The following is a 15,292-nucleotide window of genomic DNA, read 5'->3' on the forward strand; positions in this document are numbered from 1 at the left end:
GGCCCGGGGCGTTCCCTTTCTTGCCGAGGATTAGCCAAAAAAGACCGGTGAATTTACCGTTTCCTGCTCATCGACCGGTTTCGGATAGGGTCTGCGCTGTGACTGTTCAACTCACCGAGACGCGTCCGGCACCGCCTCCCGCACCGGCTCCGGCCCGGCGGCCCGCCACACGGGTCGTGCTCGAGGTCGTGAAATTCGGGATCGTCGGCGGCAGCGGTGTCCTCGTCAATTTCCTGATCTTCAACCTGCTGCTGCACGGCCTTGGTTGGCAGGCGATGACCGCCACCGTCCTGGCCAGCTGTATCGCGATGGCGACCAATTACCTCGGCTTCCGCTATTTCGCCTATCGCGACCGGGCGTCGCGCACCCGCGGCCAGATCATCCTGTTCTTCGTCTTCAGCGGCCTCGGTGTCGTGATGGAAATCGGTCTGTTCTGGGTCGGTTACCACGGTCTCGGCCTGCACAGCATGCTCGAATCCAATGCGGCGAAGGCACTGTCGATCGTGCTCGCCTCCGCGTTCCGTTTTCTCGTCTACCGCACCTGGGTGTTCCGGCAGGATGCACACCGCACCGTCTGAGACCGAACCGGTGAGCCGCACCGAACCGCCGACGGCCGTGGCGCGGGCCGCCCGGGCGCTGCCGCAGGCGGCCGCCGCGCTCGTCGTGGTCCTTCTGCTTCTGGTGATCGTGCGCCTGCCCTGGGCGGGCGACCTCGGCATGCACGCGGCCACCGTCCAGCGCCTGAGCCACCACCTGGCCCACCCCGGCAACCCGCTGGTCGACGCCGACACGCCGAGCCCCTATTACTCGCCGTGGATGCTGGTCCTCGGCGTGGTCGCCAAGCTGACCGGCCTGTCGGTGTTCGTGGTGCTGCGGCTGGCCGCGCTGGCCGGCCTGAGCCTGCTGGTCACCGGCGTGTGGCGGTACGTCCGCACCCTCTCCGCGCACCGCGCGGCCCCCGCGCTGGCCCTGCTCGGCCTGGTCTTCCTGTGGGGCCCGCTGCTGTTCAACTGGTCCGGCTTCCTGGGCCTGAACTCCCTCGCGCTGACGGTGTCGTACCCCAGCGTGTTCGCGCTCGGCCTCACCTTCCACTTCTGGGCCTGGCTCACGCGCGCGGCACGCGAGGAGGCGCCGTGGGGGCGGTGGCTGTGGCTCGGCGTGCTGTGGGCGCTGATCCTGCTGTGCCACCAGTTCACCGGAGTCGTGGCCTCGCTCGGTGCGCTGGCGATGGTGATCGCGGCGCGCCCGCCCCGCCCGGTGCTGCTGCGGCCGGCCGCCGCGCTCGCCCTGGGCCTGCTCCTGCTGTGGCTGTGGCCGTACTACGACTTCTTCTCCCTCTTCTCCGCCGGTGCGGACCTGGAGGCCATCCACAAGCCGCTGTACGAGCATCTGGCCGCGCGCTTCGGCCTGGTGCTGCTCGGGGTGGCGGCGCTGGCGCTGCGGCTGCGCCGCGACCGCTGGGACCCGCTGGCGCTGTTCTTCGTGCTGGGTGTGCTGGTGTTCGCCGCGGGCGGGCTGAGCGGCCACTACTCCTGGGGGCGGGCCCTGCCCGCCGCGCTCATCCCGGCGCAGCTCGCCGCCGCGCTGGAGGCCGTGCCGGCGGGGCGGCGTGCGATGGGGGACCCCCCGCGCGAGCGAAGCCGAGCGTGGGTGAAGACGGGCTGGGCGTGTCTGCTGGGCGCCGGACTGCTCGTCGGGGCGTGGACGCAGGCCGGCACGCTCGGGTATGTGACGGGGCGGGACGCGCTGCCGTCCGCGGTCGCCGCGAAGTACCGGACGCCGTGGGTGGGCTACCACTGGATCACGCCGTGGGTGAAGTACGGGGACGTGGTGATGGCCAAGGAGTTCCCGGCGCGGCAGATTCCGGCGTACGGGCCGTACACCGTGGCACCGGGGTATCCGGATGTGTTCCTGAAGGATGCTGCGCGGCGGGAGGACGCGGTTGCCCGCTACTTCGCCGCGGGGACTTCTTCGGCCGACCGGGCCGGGATCCTGCGGAAGTACGACGTGAAGTGGGTCGTGGGACCGAAGAGCCTGGCGGGGCCGGGACTTCGCGAGGTGAAGGCCGGCCCGGCCGCCCAGGTCCTGTACCGCGTGGTGCGCTGAGCTGCCGCTGGGCTTGGCGCCCCGAAGGGGCGCGGGGCTGTGTCGGTATGCGGCTCCGTCGCGTGGGCGCGGTCAGCCACGACGGACCCGCAGTCCCGCGCCTCCTCAGGCCCAGCGGCGCTTCGAAACCGGCCCCTTTACCTCAGCACGCTCGACAGCAGCTTCGCTGCCTTGCGGACGCGGGGGCGGGCGATCTTCTGGACGACCGGGCGGACCACGTGGGCGGTGACTCCCACCGGGCGCCAGCGGAGCTGCAGGCGGCCGGGGTTGCGGCCCTCGGGTTCGATGGTCAGCTCGTGCGGGGCCGCGCCGGAGCGGTACTCGATGCGGGCCGTGAGGACCGGGAAGGCCAGCGGGGCCAGCAGCAGACCGGAGTTGGACAGGCCCTGCTGCTGGAGCCGGACGAGGGGATGCCGTACGCCCGCGAAGCCCTGGAGGGGCAGCGGGGCCTCGGCGAGGTCCAGGCGGACCGTGCCCTCGAAGACGCCGGGGCTGACCGGGTCCAGCCGGAAGGGGACCGTCATCCGGCGGTTGCCGGGGGAGAGGACCAGGCCGGCGCGCTGCGGGCCGACCGGGAGGCGCAGGCCGGGGTCGTAGGTGCGGACGGCGAGGGTGAGGGACGCCCCCGGCCCCGGCGTCAGCTCCGTGATCTCGTGCCGGAACAGCGCGCTCGGGAACGGGCGCGTGTCCAGCTCGAGGTCGGACACGGCCAGTTCACGCCGGGCGCGGTCGGTCGAGGGCACACTGTCGCCCCAGTACGGGACGCCGGACGCGTCGGAGGTGACCTGGCGCGGAGCGACCTCGTGGCCGAGTCCGCGGGCCGCGAGCCTGGTCTCCGCCAGCCGGCCCTGCCGCAGCAGTTCCAGGACGATCCGCTCCTGGCGGGGCAGACGGGTGTACGCGCCGTCGGACAGCGTCTCCAGGTACGGGTTCATGATGTCCGCGAAGGCCTGGAGCCACTCCTCGTCCCGGTAGGGCAGGTCACCCGCGTACATCCGGAAGTCGTGCTTGAGGAACTTGTAGTCCTTGTCCTCCCGCAGCCCCGCGTGCCCGCTCTCGACCAGGAAGTCGTCGATCAGGCGCTGGACGTGGACGCGGTCGCGGACGTTGGTGACCTTGTGCCGCTGGTTGGAGATGGACGCCGAGGCGGCCGCCGCGAACGGGTCGATGTACCAGACGTACACCGGGTCCGGGATGATCGTGAACGCCTCCGCCAGGCAGTAGGCCTGCGCCGAGAACAGCTGGTCCTCGTAGTGGATGCCCTCCGGGAAACGCAGCTGGTGGCGGTCCAGGAAGGAGCGGGCGTACATCTTGCTGGTGGAGAGGTGCTCGAAGAGCAGGCGGGGGTCCGCCTCGATGCCCTCCACGGTGCGGCGCTCGGCGACCAGGTGCGGCATCCACGTCGTACGGCGGCCGTTGTCCACGCGGACGCGGCGTACCGCGCCCATGGTGAAGTCGACCTTGCGCTCGCGGTGCGCGGCGAGCAGCAACTCGACCGCGCGGGGCGGGAGTTCGTCGTCGCTGTCGAGGAACATCAGATACGGGGCGCGGGCGATGTCGATGGCCCGGTTGCGCGGGGCGCTGCAGCCGCCGCTGTTCTCCGGCAGGCGGAGGTAGCGGATGCGGGGGTCCTCCGACTCCAGCCGGCGTGCCACCGCGGGCGTGTCGTCCGTGGAGTGGTCGTCGCTGATGATGATCTCGATGTTCGCGTGCGTCTGCGCGCGCAGCGAGGCGACCGCCCGGGGCAGGCGGGCGGCGTCGTTGTAGACGATGACCGTCACCGTCACGTCGGGGGTCGTCATGCCGAGGCCTCCTCGGGGGTCGGGGCGGGGACGCGTTCCTCGAGCGGGACCACCGGTGGCAGCGACTCCTCCGGTTCGCCCAGGAACACCCGTCGTACGACCCGTTCGGCGGCGCGGCCGTCGTCGTACTCGCAGAACCGGCGCCGGAAGGCGGCCCGCGCCTTGGCCGCGGTCTCGTCGCGCCAGGCGCCGGAGGCGAAGATCTCCGTCAGCTCCTCCTGGGTGCGGGCGACCTGGCCGGGGTGGTCGGTCATGAGGTCGAAGTAGACGCCGCGGGTGGTGCGGTAGGTCTCCCAGTCGTCGGCGTAGATCACGATCGGGCGGTCGAGGTTGGCGTAGTCGAACATGATCGAGGAGTAGTCCGTGACCAGCGCGTCGGCGGCCAGGCACAGCTCCTCGACGGGGTCGTAGGAGGAGACGTCGATGATCCGGCCGGAGCGGCGCAGGCCGGTCAGCGGGGAGGCGGCGCCGCCGTAGAAGTAGTGGGCGCGCACCAGCAGCACGGTGTCCTCGCCGAGCCGGTCGGCGAGGGCCGCGAGGTCCAGGCGCGGGGTGAAGCCGGCCTCGTAGTCGCGGTGGGTCGGGGCGTACAGGACGGCCGTCCTGCCCGGCGCGATGCCGAGGCGCCGGCGCGCGGCGCGGACCTCCTCGGCGCCGCTCGTGTAGAAGACGTCGTTGCGCGGATAGCCGTAGTCGAGGGAGGTGTAGCGGGCCGGGTAGGCGCGCTCCCACATGCGGGTGGTGTGGCTGTTGGCGCTGATGCTGTAGTCCCACTTGTCGATGCGGGCCAGCAGGGCGGCGAAGTCCAGGCCCTTGGCGGCGGCCGGGTGTTCCATCTGGTCCAGGCCCATGCGCTTGAGCGGGGTGCCGTGGTGGGTCTGGAGGTGGACCGCCCCGGGGCGTTTGACCACCGCGTTGGGGAAGTTGACGTTGTTCGTCAGGTACTTGGCGGTGGCCAGGGTCTCCCAGTAGCGGCGGGTGCCGGGGACCACGAAGTCGGTGCCGGGCGGCAGCAGGGCCGTGTTCTCCTTCGACACCGTCCACACCTGGTGGATGTGCGGGGCGAGTTCGGCGAGCTTGGCGGCGATCGCGGCCGGGTTGCAGGCCACCCCGCGGTCCCAGTAGGCGGCGAACACGGCCAGGTTCTCGTCGACCGGGCGGCTCAGGGCGCGCCGGTACTGCTGGTCGCGGAGCTTGGCGCCGACCTGCTTCTTGCGGGTCCGTACGGCCTTCTTGGCGGCGCGGCGGGTGCGGTTGGCGGCCTGGAACGCGCGGTACTTGGTGTACGCGCCCTCCTCCAGCAGGGCGTGCCGTACGCCCTCCACACCGGCCGGGCGCTCGTGGTTCTCGGGGCGCCAGCGGACCGCGGCGAGGGAGGCGCGGCGGAAGAACTCGCGGGCCACCGCGTCGGGCAGGTTCTCGCCGGCGAAGGTGCGTACGAGGTCGCGCATCATCAGGTCGTAGAGCACCGTGCGGGCGGCGCGGCGGTCCTTGGCGAGCGCGAGCAGCGACTCGTAGCGCTCGATCAGCGCGAAGCGGTCCTCGGGGGCGAGCGGCGGCAGGCTCTCGGGGCGCAGTTCACGGCTGTCGTACGCCATCTGGTTGAGGCAGGCGACGCGGCCGGCGTGCAGCAGGGCGGCGTGGGCGGCCTGTGCTTCGTCGTCGGTGGTGAGCTGCTGTTCGTGGGCCCGCCAGAACGCGGCGCGCAGGGCGCGGTTGCCGAGGATCGGCCTGAGGCGCAGCAGGTCGGCGGCCTCGTCCAGGGGGCGGCTCTCGCGGCCGACGGCGGCGAGGAGGCGGCCGTCGCGGGAGGGGGTGCCGGCGGTCTGCCAGGTGGTGGTGACGTGGTCGAAGAGGAGGACGTCGGCGTCCTCGGCGCCGGCGGCGTCCAGTTCGGCGGTGCGCTCGGCGATCTGCCGGGTGGCGCCGGCCGGCAGGCCGTCCTTGGCGTGCACGAAGTGCAGCCAGCGGCCGGTGGCGCGGGCGGCGCCGGCGGCCCGGGCCGCCGCGTCCGAGGTGCCCTCCGGCAGCGGGACGACCACGGTCTCCGGGGCGTGGGCCTCGGCCGTCTCCCGCGCCCAGTCGCCGACCGCGGCGACGATGACCTCGGCGTCGGGCAGCGGCCGGGACTCCAGCGAGTCCAGCAACTCGGTCAGATGCCCCTGTGCGTTCGGTCCGTAGACGATGACGCTGAGTTGGGGCATCGCAGTGGACTCCTTCGGCTCGTCGGCGTGAACACCCTTCATAACATACTGTCACTAAGCGGATGAAAGGGATAACCGTACGCGGAGTAAGAGACGCCCCGGAAGGAAGAGGCGGTTCCGTAGCCCGGGGTTTCCTCTCCGGCCGCCTTTACGCCGCCTTCTTACCCTTGCCGCCGGGCTTCTTGTCGCTCTTGTCGCCGGTGAAGGCCTCGTACTCCTTCATGACCTCCTCGGTCGGCCCGTCCATGCGCAGCTCGCCGCGCTCCAGCCACAGGACCCGCTCGCAGGTGTCGCGGATCGACTTGTTGTTGTGGCTGACCAGGAAGACCGTGCCCGCGCGCTCGCGCAGTTCGCGGATCCGTTCCTCGGAGCGCATCTGGAACCGGCGGTCACCGGTGGCCAGGGCCTCGTCGATGAGCAGGACGTCGTGGTCCTTGGCGGCGGCGATGGAGAACCGCAGCCGGGCGGCCATGCCGGAGGAGTACGTGCGCATCGGCAGGGTGATGAAGTCGCCCTTCTCGTTGATCCCGGAGAAGTCGACGATGTCCTGGTAGCGCTCCTTGACCTGCTCCCGGGACATGCCCATGGCGAGGCCGCCGAGGTAGACGTTCCGTTCACCCGTGAGGTCGTTCATCAGGGCGGCGTTGACGCCGAGCAGCGAGGGCTGGCCATTGGTGTAGATGTGGCCGTTCTCCACGGGGAGCAGTCCGGCGACGGCCTTCAGCAGCGTCGACTTGCCGGAGCCGTTGGTGCCGATGAGGCCGATCGCCTCGCCCTTGTAGGCAATGAAGGACACGTTCTTCACCGCGTGCACCCTGCGCACGCCGGCCGCCTTCTCGGTCTGCTTGCGGCGCAGGATGCGGTTGAGGGCGGCGGTGGCGGAGCCGCGGCCCGCGCCGGTGCCGTTGACGCGGTAGACGATGTCGACGCCGTCGCAGATGACGGTGGGGATCTTCTCGGTGGGGGTCTGCTCAGCCACGGCCGTACTTCTCCTCAGCCTTCCAGAAGTAGATGAAGCCTCCGACGCCGGCGAGCAGGGCCCAGCCGGTGGCCGTGGCCCACACGTGCGGGGGGAGCTGCCTGGCGTGGAAGCTCTTGATCAGCGCGTAGCGCATGAGGTCGATGTAGACCGCGGCCGGGTTGTTCTCCAGCAGGATCGTGACGATGTGCGGCAGGTGGTCCTTCTTGGTGAGCTTGCTGATGCTCCACATCACGCCGGACACGTACATCCAGGTGCGCAGCACGAACGGCATCAGCTGGGCGATGTCCGGGGTCTTGGCGCCCATCCGCGCCATGATCATCGCCATGCCCGCGTTGAACAGGAACTGCAGGACCAGCACGGGGATCACCAGCAGCCAGCCGGGGGTGACCGGCAGGCCGAAGCCCAGCAGGATGACGACCAGCGCGGCCATCGAGAACAGCAGTTGCTGGAGCTGCTGGATGCAGAAGGAGATCGGCAGGGCGGCGCGCGGGAAGTGCAGGGCACGCACCAGACCGAGGTTGCCGGAGATCGCCCGGGTGCCCACCTGGATCGAGCTCTGCGTGAACGTCCACACGAACACGCCGGTGACCAGGAAGGGGATGTAGTCCGGGACGCCCTTCTTGGTGCCGAGCAGCACGCCGAAGATGAAGTAGTAGACCGCCGCGTTCAGCAGCGGGGTCATGACCTGCCAGATCTGGCCGAGCTTCGCCTGGCTGTACTGCGCGGTGAGCTTGGCGGTGGCGAAGGCGGTGATGAAGTGCCGCCGGGCCCACAGCTGGCGGACGTACTCCGGCAGGGTCGGGCGGGCGCCGCTGACCGACAGGCCGTGCCGGGCGGCGAGCGCCGCGAGATCGTCGTCGGCCGGGGCCCGGGTGGGGGGCGGTGTGTCGAGGACCTGGCTCACATCCGCTGCTTTCGCTCGGGGGGAGGGGATGCCGCGGCCCGGCCGGCAGCCGGGGCGCTCGGTCACGTGGTCCGGCGTTTCCTTGCGCTTCTCTTCACGTTCTCTTACGTCGGGACGGGACCGTATCGTCGCAACGCGAGCGTAGAACCAATCGACGTCGGAACGCAACCGTTTCGTCGTAACGCCCTATGCTGGGGTCATGACGACGAACGCCGACGAGCCCTCGACGCGTCCGCGCCGCCGGACGCCCGCCGGGGCCGCCGTACTCCGGGAGGACGTGACCGAGGCCATCCGGGCGGCGGTCTTCGAAGAGCTCGCGGCCGTGGGCTACGCCCGCATGTCCATCGAGGGCATCGCGCGGCGGGCCGGCGTCGGCAAGACCGCGGTGTACCGGCGCTGGCGTTCCAAGCTGCACCTGGTGCTGGACGTCGTCTCGGCCATGGCGGTGCTGGGCCTGCCGGTGCCCGAGACGGGCTCCCTCGAGGGCGATCTGCGCCTGCTGTACGAGGTCACCTCGCGCGCCCTGCGCCATCCGGTCGCCTCGCAGATCATCCCCGACCTCCAGGCGGAGGCGGCCCGCAACCCCGACATCGCCGACGCCTTCCAGAAGGCCCTGCGGGACGGCCAGGAGGGTGTGGCCAGCAAGATCGTGGCGGCGGCGGAGGAGAGGGGCGAGCTCCGCGCGGGCGTCGACCCCGACCTCGCCCTCGACCTGATCTCCGGACCCCTGTACTGGCGCGCGGTGGTGATCCGCACCCCGAAACTCCCGAAGGGCTACCTGGCCGACCTGGCCCGCGCGACGGCGGGGGCGCTCAAGGCGCTGTGACGGACGGGCGCCGCGCCCGGGCCGCTGCGCAACGGGCGCGGCGTGACCTCCCGGGGCGGACGGCGCGAGTCCGACGACAGGGCCTGGCTAGGCCCGTGCTGCCTCCGGGTGGTGGTGTACCCAGCCGGCCCAGGCCGAAGTGATCATGTCCTCGACGTCGTACTTGGCCTGCCAGCCCAGTTCCGTGGCGATGCGGGCCGCCGAGGCGACCACGCGCGCCGGGTCGCCGGGGCGGCGCGGGGCGACGGCCGGCGGGCGGGCGTAGCCGGTGAGCGCGTTGATGCGGTCGATCATCTCGCGGACCGACACGCCCTCGCCGCGGCCGATGTTGAGGGTCAGGTCGGCGCCGGGGGAGGAAGCCAGGGCGCGGGCGACGGTGACATGGGCCTCGGCCAGGTCGACCACGTGGATGTAGTCGCGCACACAGGTGCCGTCCGGCGTCGGGTAGTCGTCGCCGAAGATCCGCGGTGACGCGCCCTCGGTGAGCTTCTCGAAGACCATCGGGACGAGGTTGAACACGCCGGTGTCGGCGAGTTCGGGGGCGGCCGCGCCCGCCACGTTGAAGTAGCGCAGGGACGCCGTGGACAGGCCGGTGGCCCGGCCCGTCGCGCGCACCAGCCACTCGCCGGCCAGCTTGGTCTCGCCGTAGGGGGACAGGGGCCGGCAGGGGGTCTCCTCCGTCACCAGGTCGACGTCCGGCATGCCGTACACGGCGGCCGACGACGAGAAGACGAAGGAGGGGACCTCCGCCCGCGTCACCTCCTCCAGGAGGGTGCGCAGACCCTCGACGTTCTCCCGGTAGTACTCCAGCGGGCGCTCCACCGACTCCCCGACCTGCTTCTTCGCCGCCAGGTGCACGACCCCGCTGATCTCGTGCTCCGCGAGTGTGCGGGCCACCCGGTCCGCGTCCAGCACGGAGCCCCGCACCAGCGGGACCTCCGCCGGCACGCGCCTGGCGTCGCCCGTGGACAGGTCGTCGTAGACGACCGCGCGCTCGCCCGCCTCGGTCATCGCCCGTACGACGTGTGCCCCGATGTATCCGGCACCGCCGGTGATCAGCCAGGTCATTGCGGCCGTCTCCTCGTCAGTCGGCCCGTGCGACCGCTCGGCGGAGCGGACGCGGGCATCTCTCGGTCAAGCAGTGGCGTCCCGCCGGCGCACTCGGTGTCCCTGGTGAAGCGGCGGGCGTCCCGGTGAGCCCGGGGCCGTCTCAGTGAAGCAGGCGGCGCAGCCGGCCGCGCACCACCCGCAGTACCCCGCGCACGCCGGTCGCCACGCGAATCGCCAGCGCGCCGGAGTGCGTGGCGTACGGCTGCACCAGGAGCACGCCGTGCCGGGCGCTCGGGACGGCGCGCCGGGCCAGCCGGCCGGCGCCCGTCAGCGCGTGCGCCGTGACGTCCCGCTGCGCGCCGTCCGCGAAGCGCAGGGTCAGCCGCAGGTCCCAGGTGCCGGCGCCGAGCGCGGCCAGGTCGACGGGCAGCTCGGCCGTCCAGCTGTCCGCGGCGCCTTTCACACCGGATTCCGAACTGCTGGGCGTGTCGCCGCGGGTGCCGGAGGGCGTGAGCGGGACCGTCGTACGCCCCCGCGTCCGCTCGTCGTCCCGGGACTGCCACGCCACGTCCACCTCGCGCGGGCCGGCCTCGGCGACCCTGCCGTACAGCTCGTGCAGCCGCAGGCGCAGCAGCGAGGCACGCGCGCGTGGCCGCAGTTCCGCGTCGACTGCGAGCGGGAGGACACCGATGGGGCGGGTCAGGAACGGCGCGAGGGTGACCTGGGGAAGATCGGCGGACCAGACGGGGACGCCGTCGGGAGTGCGGGCGTAGGGCGGCAGCAGCCGCGCCGGGCGGGCGGCCAGCTCGCGCAGCCGGGGCAGGTCGCGCGGCTCCGGCGACTCCATGACGACCCGCGCCAGCACCCGGCCCGGAGCGCTCGGGTTCAGCTCCCAGTCGGTGGCGTCGTAGCGCGCGAGGTACTCGCGGGTGTGCGTCCACCACGCGCGCCGGTAGTCCGCGTCGCGCAATCCCAGCTCGCGCGCGTACATGCGCACCTCGTGATCGAGGAACTTGGCCCGCGCCGCCCTGGCCAGCTCCTTCTGACCGGCGCCCAGCAGGATGTCGTATGCCAGCGCGCACGCCTCCACGCGCGCCTTCCAGTTGTCTATGTGCTCCCGGTTCAGCGAGAGCGACAGCTGCTCGGCGGAGCGGCGCACGTGCCACACGTACACACGGTCCGGTACGAGCGCGATGCGCGGGCCGGCGGCCAGCACGCGCGCGGTGAAGACGATGTCCTCGTAGAGGAAGCGGCCCTCGGGGAAGCGGATGCCGTGCTCGCGCAGGAAGCCGGTCCGGTACAGCTTGTTGACGCACAGCGTGTCGTGGACCAGGCTCGGGCGCTGGGCGGGGCGGGCGAGCACGGTGCGCGCCGTGTAGAGGGGCGCCTGCCAGGGTTGTTCACGCCCCGAGGGCAGCTCCCGGCGCACGCACAGCCCGCTCGCGACCTCGGCGTGCGCCCCGGTGGCCGCCGCCAGCAGCGCGTCCACCGCACCGGGCGGCAGCACGTCGTCGCTGTCCAGGAACATCACGTACGGCGCGGTCACCGCGGCGATCCCGGCGTTGCGCGGGCTGCCGCAGCCGCCGCTGTTCACGTCCAGGCGCACCACCCGCAGCCGGGGCTCCTCGGCGGCCAGCCGGCCGAGCAGCTCGGCGCTGCCGTCCGTGGAGCAGTCGTCCACGGCGACGACCTCCGCGACCGCCGGCCCCTGCGCCAGCGCCGAACGCACGGCGTCGCCGACATGGGTACGGTCGTTGTAGCCGATGACGACCACGGCGACCTGCGCCGTGCGCGCCGCCTCGGCGGTACCTGCCGTATCGGGTGTGTCGTTCGCGTCTGATCGCATCGGGTCCACGGGCCGGGAGCGTAGAAATGTTCGGTAATACCCCGTTAAGAGAGGCTTAGCGCTCGTTCCGGAAGACGGTCGGAACCGGGCCGGGGTTCCGTCGTCCGCACGGTCTTTTGCCTCGGTTCAGTCGAGCGCCACAACCGGACCAGCGACAGCACGGCCGCGACGGCCAGGATCCCGTTGCGGGCCAGCATCAGCAGACAGCCGGTCCAGGTGCCCGCCGTCACCTCGCCGTAGTTCATCGGGAACACCAGGGTGCTCAGCGCCGTCGCCGCCAGGACCAGCGCCGCGGCCGGCCGCTGGCTGGTGTGCCGCGAGGTCAGGCACACCGCGGCGAGACCGAGCAGCCAGACCATGTACTGCGGGCTGATCACCCGGCTGGTGACCGTGAACAGCAGCACTGCGCTCAGCGCCGCGTCGAACGGCGTCGCCTCGGTCCAGCGCCGCGCCCGCACCCGCCACAGCACCAGCAGCCCGAAGGCGACCACGGTCAGCGCCAGACAGGCGGCGGCGACGGCCGCCACATGCGGGCCGACCAGCTCGGTGGCGCCGTACCGGTAGCGCGCCCGGCCCGGCCAGCCGGCGTGCCGCGCCAGGTTCAGCGCCGTGCCGGCCAGCGACTCGATCTGCACGCCCCGCCCGCCCTGCCCGCGCAGGAAGGACAGGGGGTGGTCGAAGCGCACGGCGAGCACGCCGAACGCGGTGACCGAGGCCGCCGTCGCCCAGCCCCACGCCCGGCGCGTCGCGGCCCCCCGGGGCGTGCCGAGCAGCACCAGCGCCGGCCACACCTTCACCAGCGCGCCCAGCGCCCCGAGCACACCGCACGCGCGCGTGGAGCGCCCGAGCACCAGCAGGGAGAGCACCGCGAAGGCAGTGGCCTGGACGTCGTACCGGGCGAGCGGGAGCTGCAGCAGCAGCGGCAGGCCGCCCGTCCACAGGGCCGCGCCGCGCAGGCTGCGCCCGGCCCGCCGCCCCGTGCGGGTCAGCGCGGCCGTGACCAGCGCGTCCGCGGCCAGGGTGAGCACCACGAACGCCGGGAAGTACGCAGGCCACGGCAGCAGGCGGGGCGCCAGCAGCACCGCGCCGGCGCCCGGCGGGTACTGCCACAGCGTGTCGTGCACCGGGAACGAACCGCGCGCGAGCACGCCGGACCAGTCGAAGTACAGCTGCCGCACCTCACCGGACACCGTGCCGCCGCCGAGCAGCCGAGCGGTGTCGTGGGTGAGCAGCCACAGCATCAGGGCGCGGGTGCCCAGCCAGGCGAGAGTGACGCAGAGGACCCGACCGGAGTTGACACGGAGACGGTTCATCGCACGGGAGCCTAAGCGGCACGGATCGCATATCCCCGCTGATACGCCGTCAGAAGCGTAAAACATTGGCTAATCGCAAGAGATCGGGCGGGCGCTGTGGTGAACGTCGGGCTACCTGTGAAACCGAGGTCCCGTGGGGAGGCCGCGACGGCGGCCGGCGCGCCGCCCGGCGCCACGGCGCGCGTGGCGCGCGGCGAGGGCGACCGGGCCCGCCGCCGGGTCGCCGTGGGCGTGCCCGCGCTGGTGATGCTCGCGGTCGGGCTCCGGGGGCTGGACCGCAACGGAATGTGGCGCGACGAGGCCGTCAGCTTCCAGGTCGGGCGGCGCACGGTGCCGCAGATCTGGCGGCTGCTGCACGACGTGGACGCCGTGCACGGCCTGTACTACCTCCTCGTGCACGCCGTCCTGACCGTGCACCCCGGCGAGGTGGCGCTGCGGCTGCCGTCGGTGTGCGCGGCGGCGGTGACGGCCGCGCTGGTGGCGGCGCTCGGCACGCGGCTTCTGCGGCCGCGTGCGGGGCTGTGGGCCGGGCTGCTGTACGCGCTCACGCCGATGGCCGGGCACTACGCGCAGGAAGGCCGCTCGTACGCCCTGGTGGCCGCCGGGGCGACCGGGGCGACGCTGCTGTTCGTCCGGGCCGTCGAGGAGGGTTCGCGCGCGCGGGCCTGGGCGGCGTACGGCGCCGTCCTCGCGCTCACCTGCTGGCTGCACGAGTTCGCGGTGCTGCTGCTGTGCGCCCACGCGGCGTCGCTGGCGCTGACCCGGGCCGGGGCGAGGGCGTGGCGTGGCTGGGGGTGCGCGGCGGGCGGGGTCGCGGTCTCGCTGGTGCCGATGGTGCTGGTGTCCCGGGGGCAGGCGGCGCAGGTGGCGTGGCTGCGGAGGCCTACGGCCGTCAGCGCGGAGGAGTTGGCGCGGGCGTTCTTCGGGCCGTCCGGGGCGGTGTACGCGGTGTGCCTGTGCCTGGTGTTCGCAGGGCTGCCGGGGCTTGTGGGGCGGCGGGGGAATGTCACTCTCGTGGGGGTGGCCCTGCCGTTGACGGTGGTGCCGCCGGTGGTGCTCATGCTGGCCTCGCAGGTGTCGCCGCTGTTCGTCAACCGGTATGTGCTGTACGCGTTGAGCGGGGCGCCGTTGCTGGTGGTGGCGGGGGCGGAGCGCGTGGCCGGGATGGCGGGGCGGCTGCCGCTCGGCGGCCGTCGTGTGCGACCGCGGCTCGTCGTGCTCGCCGGGGTTCTCGCGGTCGGCGCCGGATTCCTGCACCAGCTTCCGGTGCTGCGGGCCGATCGGGATCCCGGCACCCGGCCCGACGACCTCGGAGCCGTGTCCCGGGTGGTGGCACGGGAGGCCGCGGAAGGGGACGCGGTGCTGTTCCTGCCGGCGCCTGCGCGGAACGCGGCGCTGGCCTACCCGGGGGCGTTCCGCGGGGTGCGGGACGTCGCGCTGGTGGAGGGGGCCGCCGGGTCGGGGACCCTGTACGGGCGCGAGGCCGGGCCGGGCGAGGTGCGGCGGAGGGTGGCGCGGCTTGACCGGGTGTGGGTCGTGGCGGACCCGGGCCTGCTCGCCGGACGCCGACGCCCGTCGAACCCCGTCGAGCAGGCCAAACTCGCCGTGCTGCGGCGGGACTTCACCGGGCGGAAGGAGGTCCGGCGGGGCGGCCTGGTCGTACGGCTGTATGTGCGCGACCCCCTGTCCGGGCCGGTCAGCCGGCCTCGCTCTCCGCTGTCAGGGCCGCCGCGTCCAGGGCGGTCGTGAGGCGGTCGAGGCGTTCGCGCAGGTCGGCGATCTCCGCCAGGTCGAAGCCGGTCGCCCCCATGATGCGGCGCGGCACCTGAAGGGCCCGCTCGCGCAGCGCGGCGCCCTCCTCGGTGAGCCGCACCTGGACCGAGCGCTCGTCCCGCGCGCTGCGCTCCCGGTGCACCAGACCGGCCGCCTCCAGCCGCTTGACCAGCGGGGACAGCGTGCCGGAGTCGAGCCGCAGCTGCTCGCCGAGCTTCTTGACGGGCAGGTCGCCCTGTTCCCAGAGGACCAGCATCACCAGGTACTGCGGATAGGTGAGCCCGAGGTCCTTGAGGATCACGCGGTAGACGCCGTTGAAGGCGCGCGACGCGGCGTGCAGGGAGAAGCAGATCTGGCGGTCCAGGCGGAGCCAGTCGGCGTCGGCGGAGGAAGGGGGCGAGGCGGTCATGCGTCCAGGGTAGCGCTGGCGAGCCATTTAGTTGTGCACAACTTAATTGTGTGCTCTACTTGTGCTCGCAAGCCCGC

The 15,292-nt window shown here is 72.6% G+C and carries 12 protein-coding genes; 4 read left to right on the forward strand and 8 right to left on the reverse strand.

Features of this window, described 5'->3' with window-relative positions; all coding sequences use genetic code 11:
* The first annotated feature begins 98 nt into the window (after positions 1-98).
* Together OG956_RS21615 and OG956_RS21620 are read left to right on the forward strand one after the other, a co-directional pair.
* Positions 99-578: a GtrA family protein gene (locus OG956_RS21615; RefSeq protein WP_330339633.1), complete on the forward strand. Its 480-nt coding sequence runs from the start codon at positions 99-101 to the stop codon at positions 576-578.
* Positions 559-2,106 carry a hypothetical protein gene (locus OG956_RS21620; RefSeq protein ID WP_443065587.1) on the forward strand — a complete coding sequence of 516 codons (1,548 nt, stop codon included), beginning with the start codon at positions 559-561 and terminating at the stop codon, positions 2,104-2,106. Before OG956_RS21615 ends, OG956_RS21620 begins: the two co-directional genes overlap by 20 nt.
* 137 nt (positions 2,107-2,243) lie before the next feature.
* Here OG956_RS21620 and OG956_RS21625 read toward each other — a convergent pair whose 3' ends face one another.
* From OG956_RS21625 to OG956_RS21640, 4 genes are all read right to left on the reverse strand, one after another.
* Entirely contained in the window at positions 2,244-3,908 is a 1,665-nt protein-coding gene (locus OG956_RS21625; protein WP_330339635.1) for a glycosyltransferase, read from the reverse strand.
* The gene (locus OG956_RS21630; RefSeq protein WP_330339636.1) at positions 3,905-6,112 is read right to left on the reverse strand and encodes a CDP-glycerol glycerophosphotransferase family protein; all 2,208 of its coding nucleotides are present in this window, start codon (positions 6,110-6,112) and stop codon (positions 3,905-3,907) included. Before OG956_RS21630 ends, OG956_RS21625 begins: the two co-directional genes overlap by 4 nt.
* Positions 6,113-6,260: 148 nt before the next feature.
* Positions 6,261-7,091: an ABC transporter ATP-binding protein gene (locus tag OG956_RS21635; RefSeq protein ID WP_330339637.1), complete on the reverse strand. Its 831-nt coding sequence runs from the start codon at positions 7,089-7,091 to the stop codon at positions 6,261-6,263.
* On the reverse strand, positions 7,084-7,998 hold the full coding sequence (locus tag OG956_RS21640; RefSeq protein ID WP_330339638.1) for an ABC transporter permease: 915 nt from the start codon (positions 7,996-7,998) through the stop codon (positions 7,084-7,086). Before OG956_RS21640 ends, OG956_RS21635 begins: the two co-directional genes overlap by 8 nt.
* A 199-nt stretch (positions 7,999-8,197) precedes the next feature.
* Between OG956_RS21640 and OG956_RS21645 the strand changes: the two genes are divergently transcribed.
* Positions 8,198-8,824: a TetR/AcrR family transcriptional regulator gene (locus OG956_RS21645; protein WP_330339639.1), complete on the forward strand. Its 627-nt coding sequence runs from the start codon at positions 8,198-8,200 to the stop codon at positions 8,822-8,824.
* Positions 8,825-8,911: 87 nt separating this feature from the next.
* Here the strand turns inward: OG956_RS21645 and galE are convergent, their stop codons facing one another.
* The 3 genes from galE to OG956_RS21660 all read right to left on the reverse strand — a co-directional run bounded on the left by galE (position 8,912) and on the right by OG956_RS21660 (position 13,033).
* Positions 8,912-9,892 (reverse strand): UDP-glucose 4-epimerase GalE, encoded by a 981-nt coding sequence (galE, locus tag OG956_RS21650; RefSeq protein ID WP_330339640.1) that lies wholly within the window; start codon positions 9,890-9,892, stop codon positions 8,912-8,914.
* Between the two features lie 142 nt (positions 9,893-10,034).
* Positions 10,035-11,720, reverse strand: a complete 1,686-nt coding sequence (locus tag OG956_RS21655) for a glycosyltransferase family 2 protein (RefSeq protein WP_330339641.1) — start codon at positions 11,718-11,720, stop codon at positions 10,035-10,037.
* Positions 11,721-11,764: 44 nt separating this feature from the next.
* A complete protein-coding gene (locus OG956_RS21660) occupies positions 11,765-13,033 on the reverse strand; it encodes a glycosyltransferase family 87 protein (protein WP_330339642.1) in 1,269 nt (422 codons plus the stop codon).
* Positions 13,034-13,150: 117 nt separating this feature from the next.
* On the opposite strand from OG956_RS21660, the gene OG956_RS21665 reads away from it, so the two are divergent.
* On the forward strand, positions 13,151-14,782 hold the full coding sequence (locus OG956_RS21665; protein ID WP_330339643.1) for a glycosyltransferase family 39 protein: 1,632 nt from the start codon (positions 13,151-13,153) through the stop codon (positions 14,780-14,782).
* Here the strand turns inward: OG956_RS21665 and OG956_RS21670 are convergent.
* Complete coding sequence (locus OG956_RS21670) at positions 14,730-15,242, reverse strand: MarR family winged helix-turn-helix transcriptional regulator (RefSeq protein ID WP_443065588.1); 513 nt, start codon at positions 15,240-15,242, stop codon at positions 14,730-14,732. The two genes, OG956_RS21665 and OG956_RS21670, sit on opposite strands and share 53 nt — an antisense overlap.
* Positions 15,243-15,292: the final 50 nt, after the last annotated feature.

The organism is Streptomyces sp. NBC_00557 (genome assembly GCF_036345995.1).
Lineage (GTDB): Bacteria > Actinomycetota > Actinomycetes > Streptomycetales > Streptomycetaceae > Streptomyces.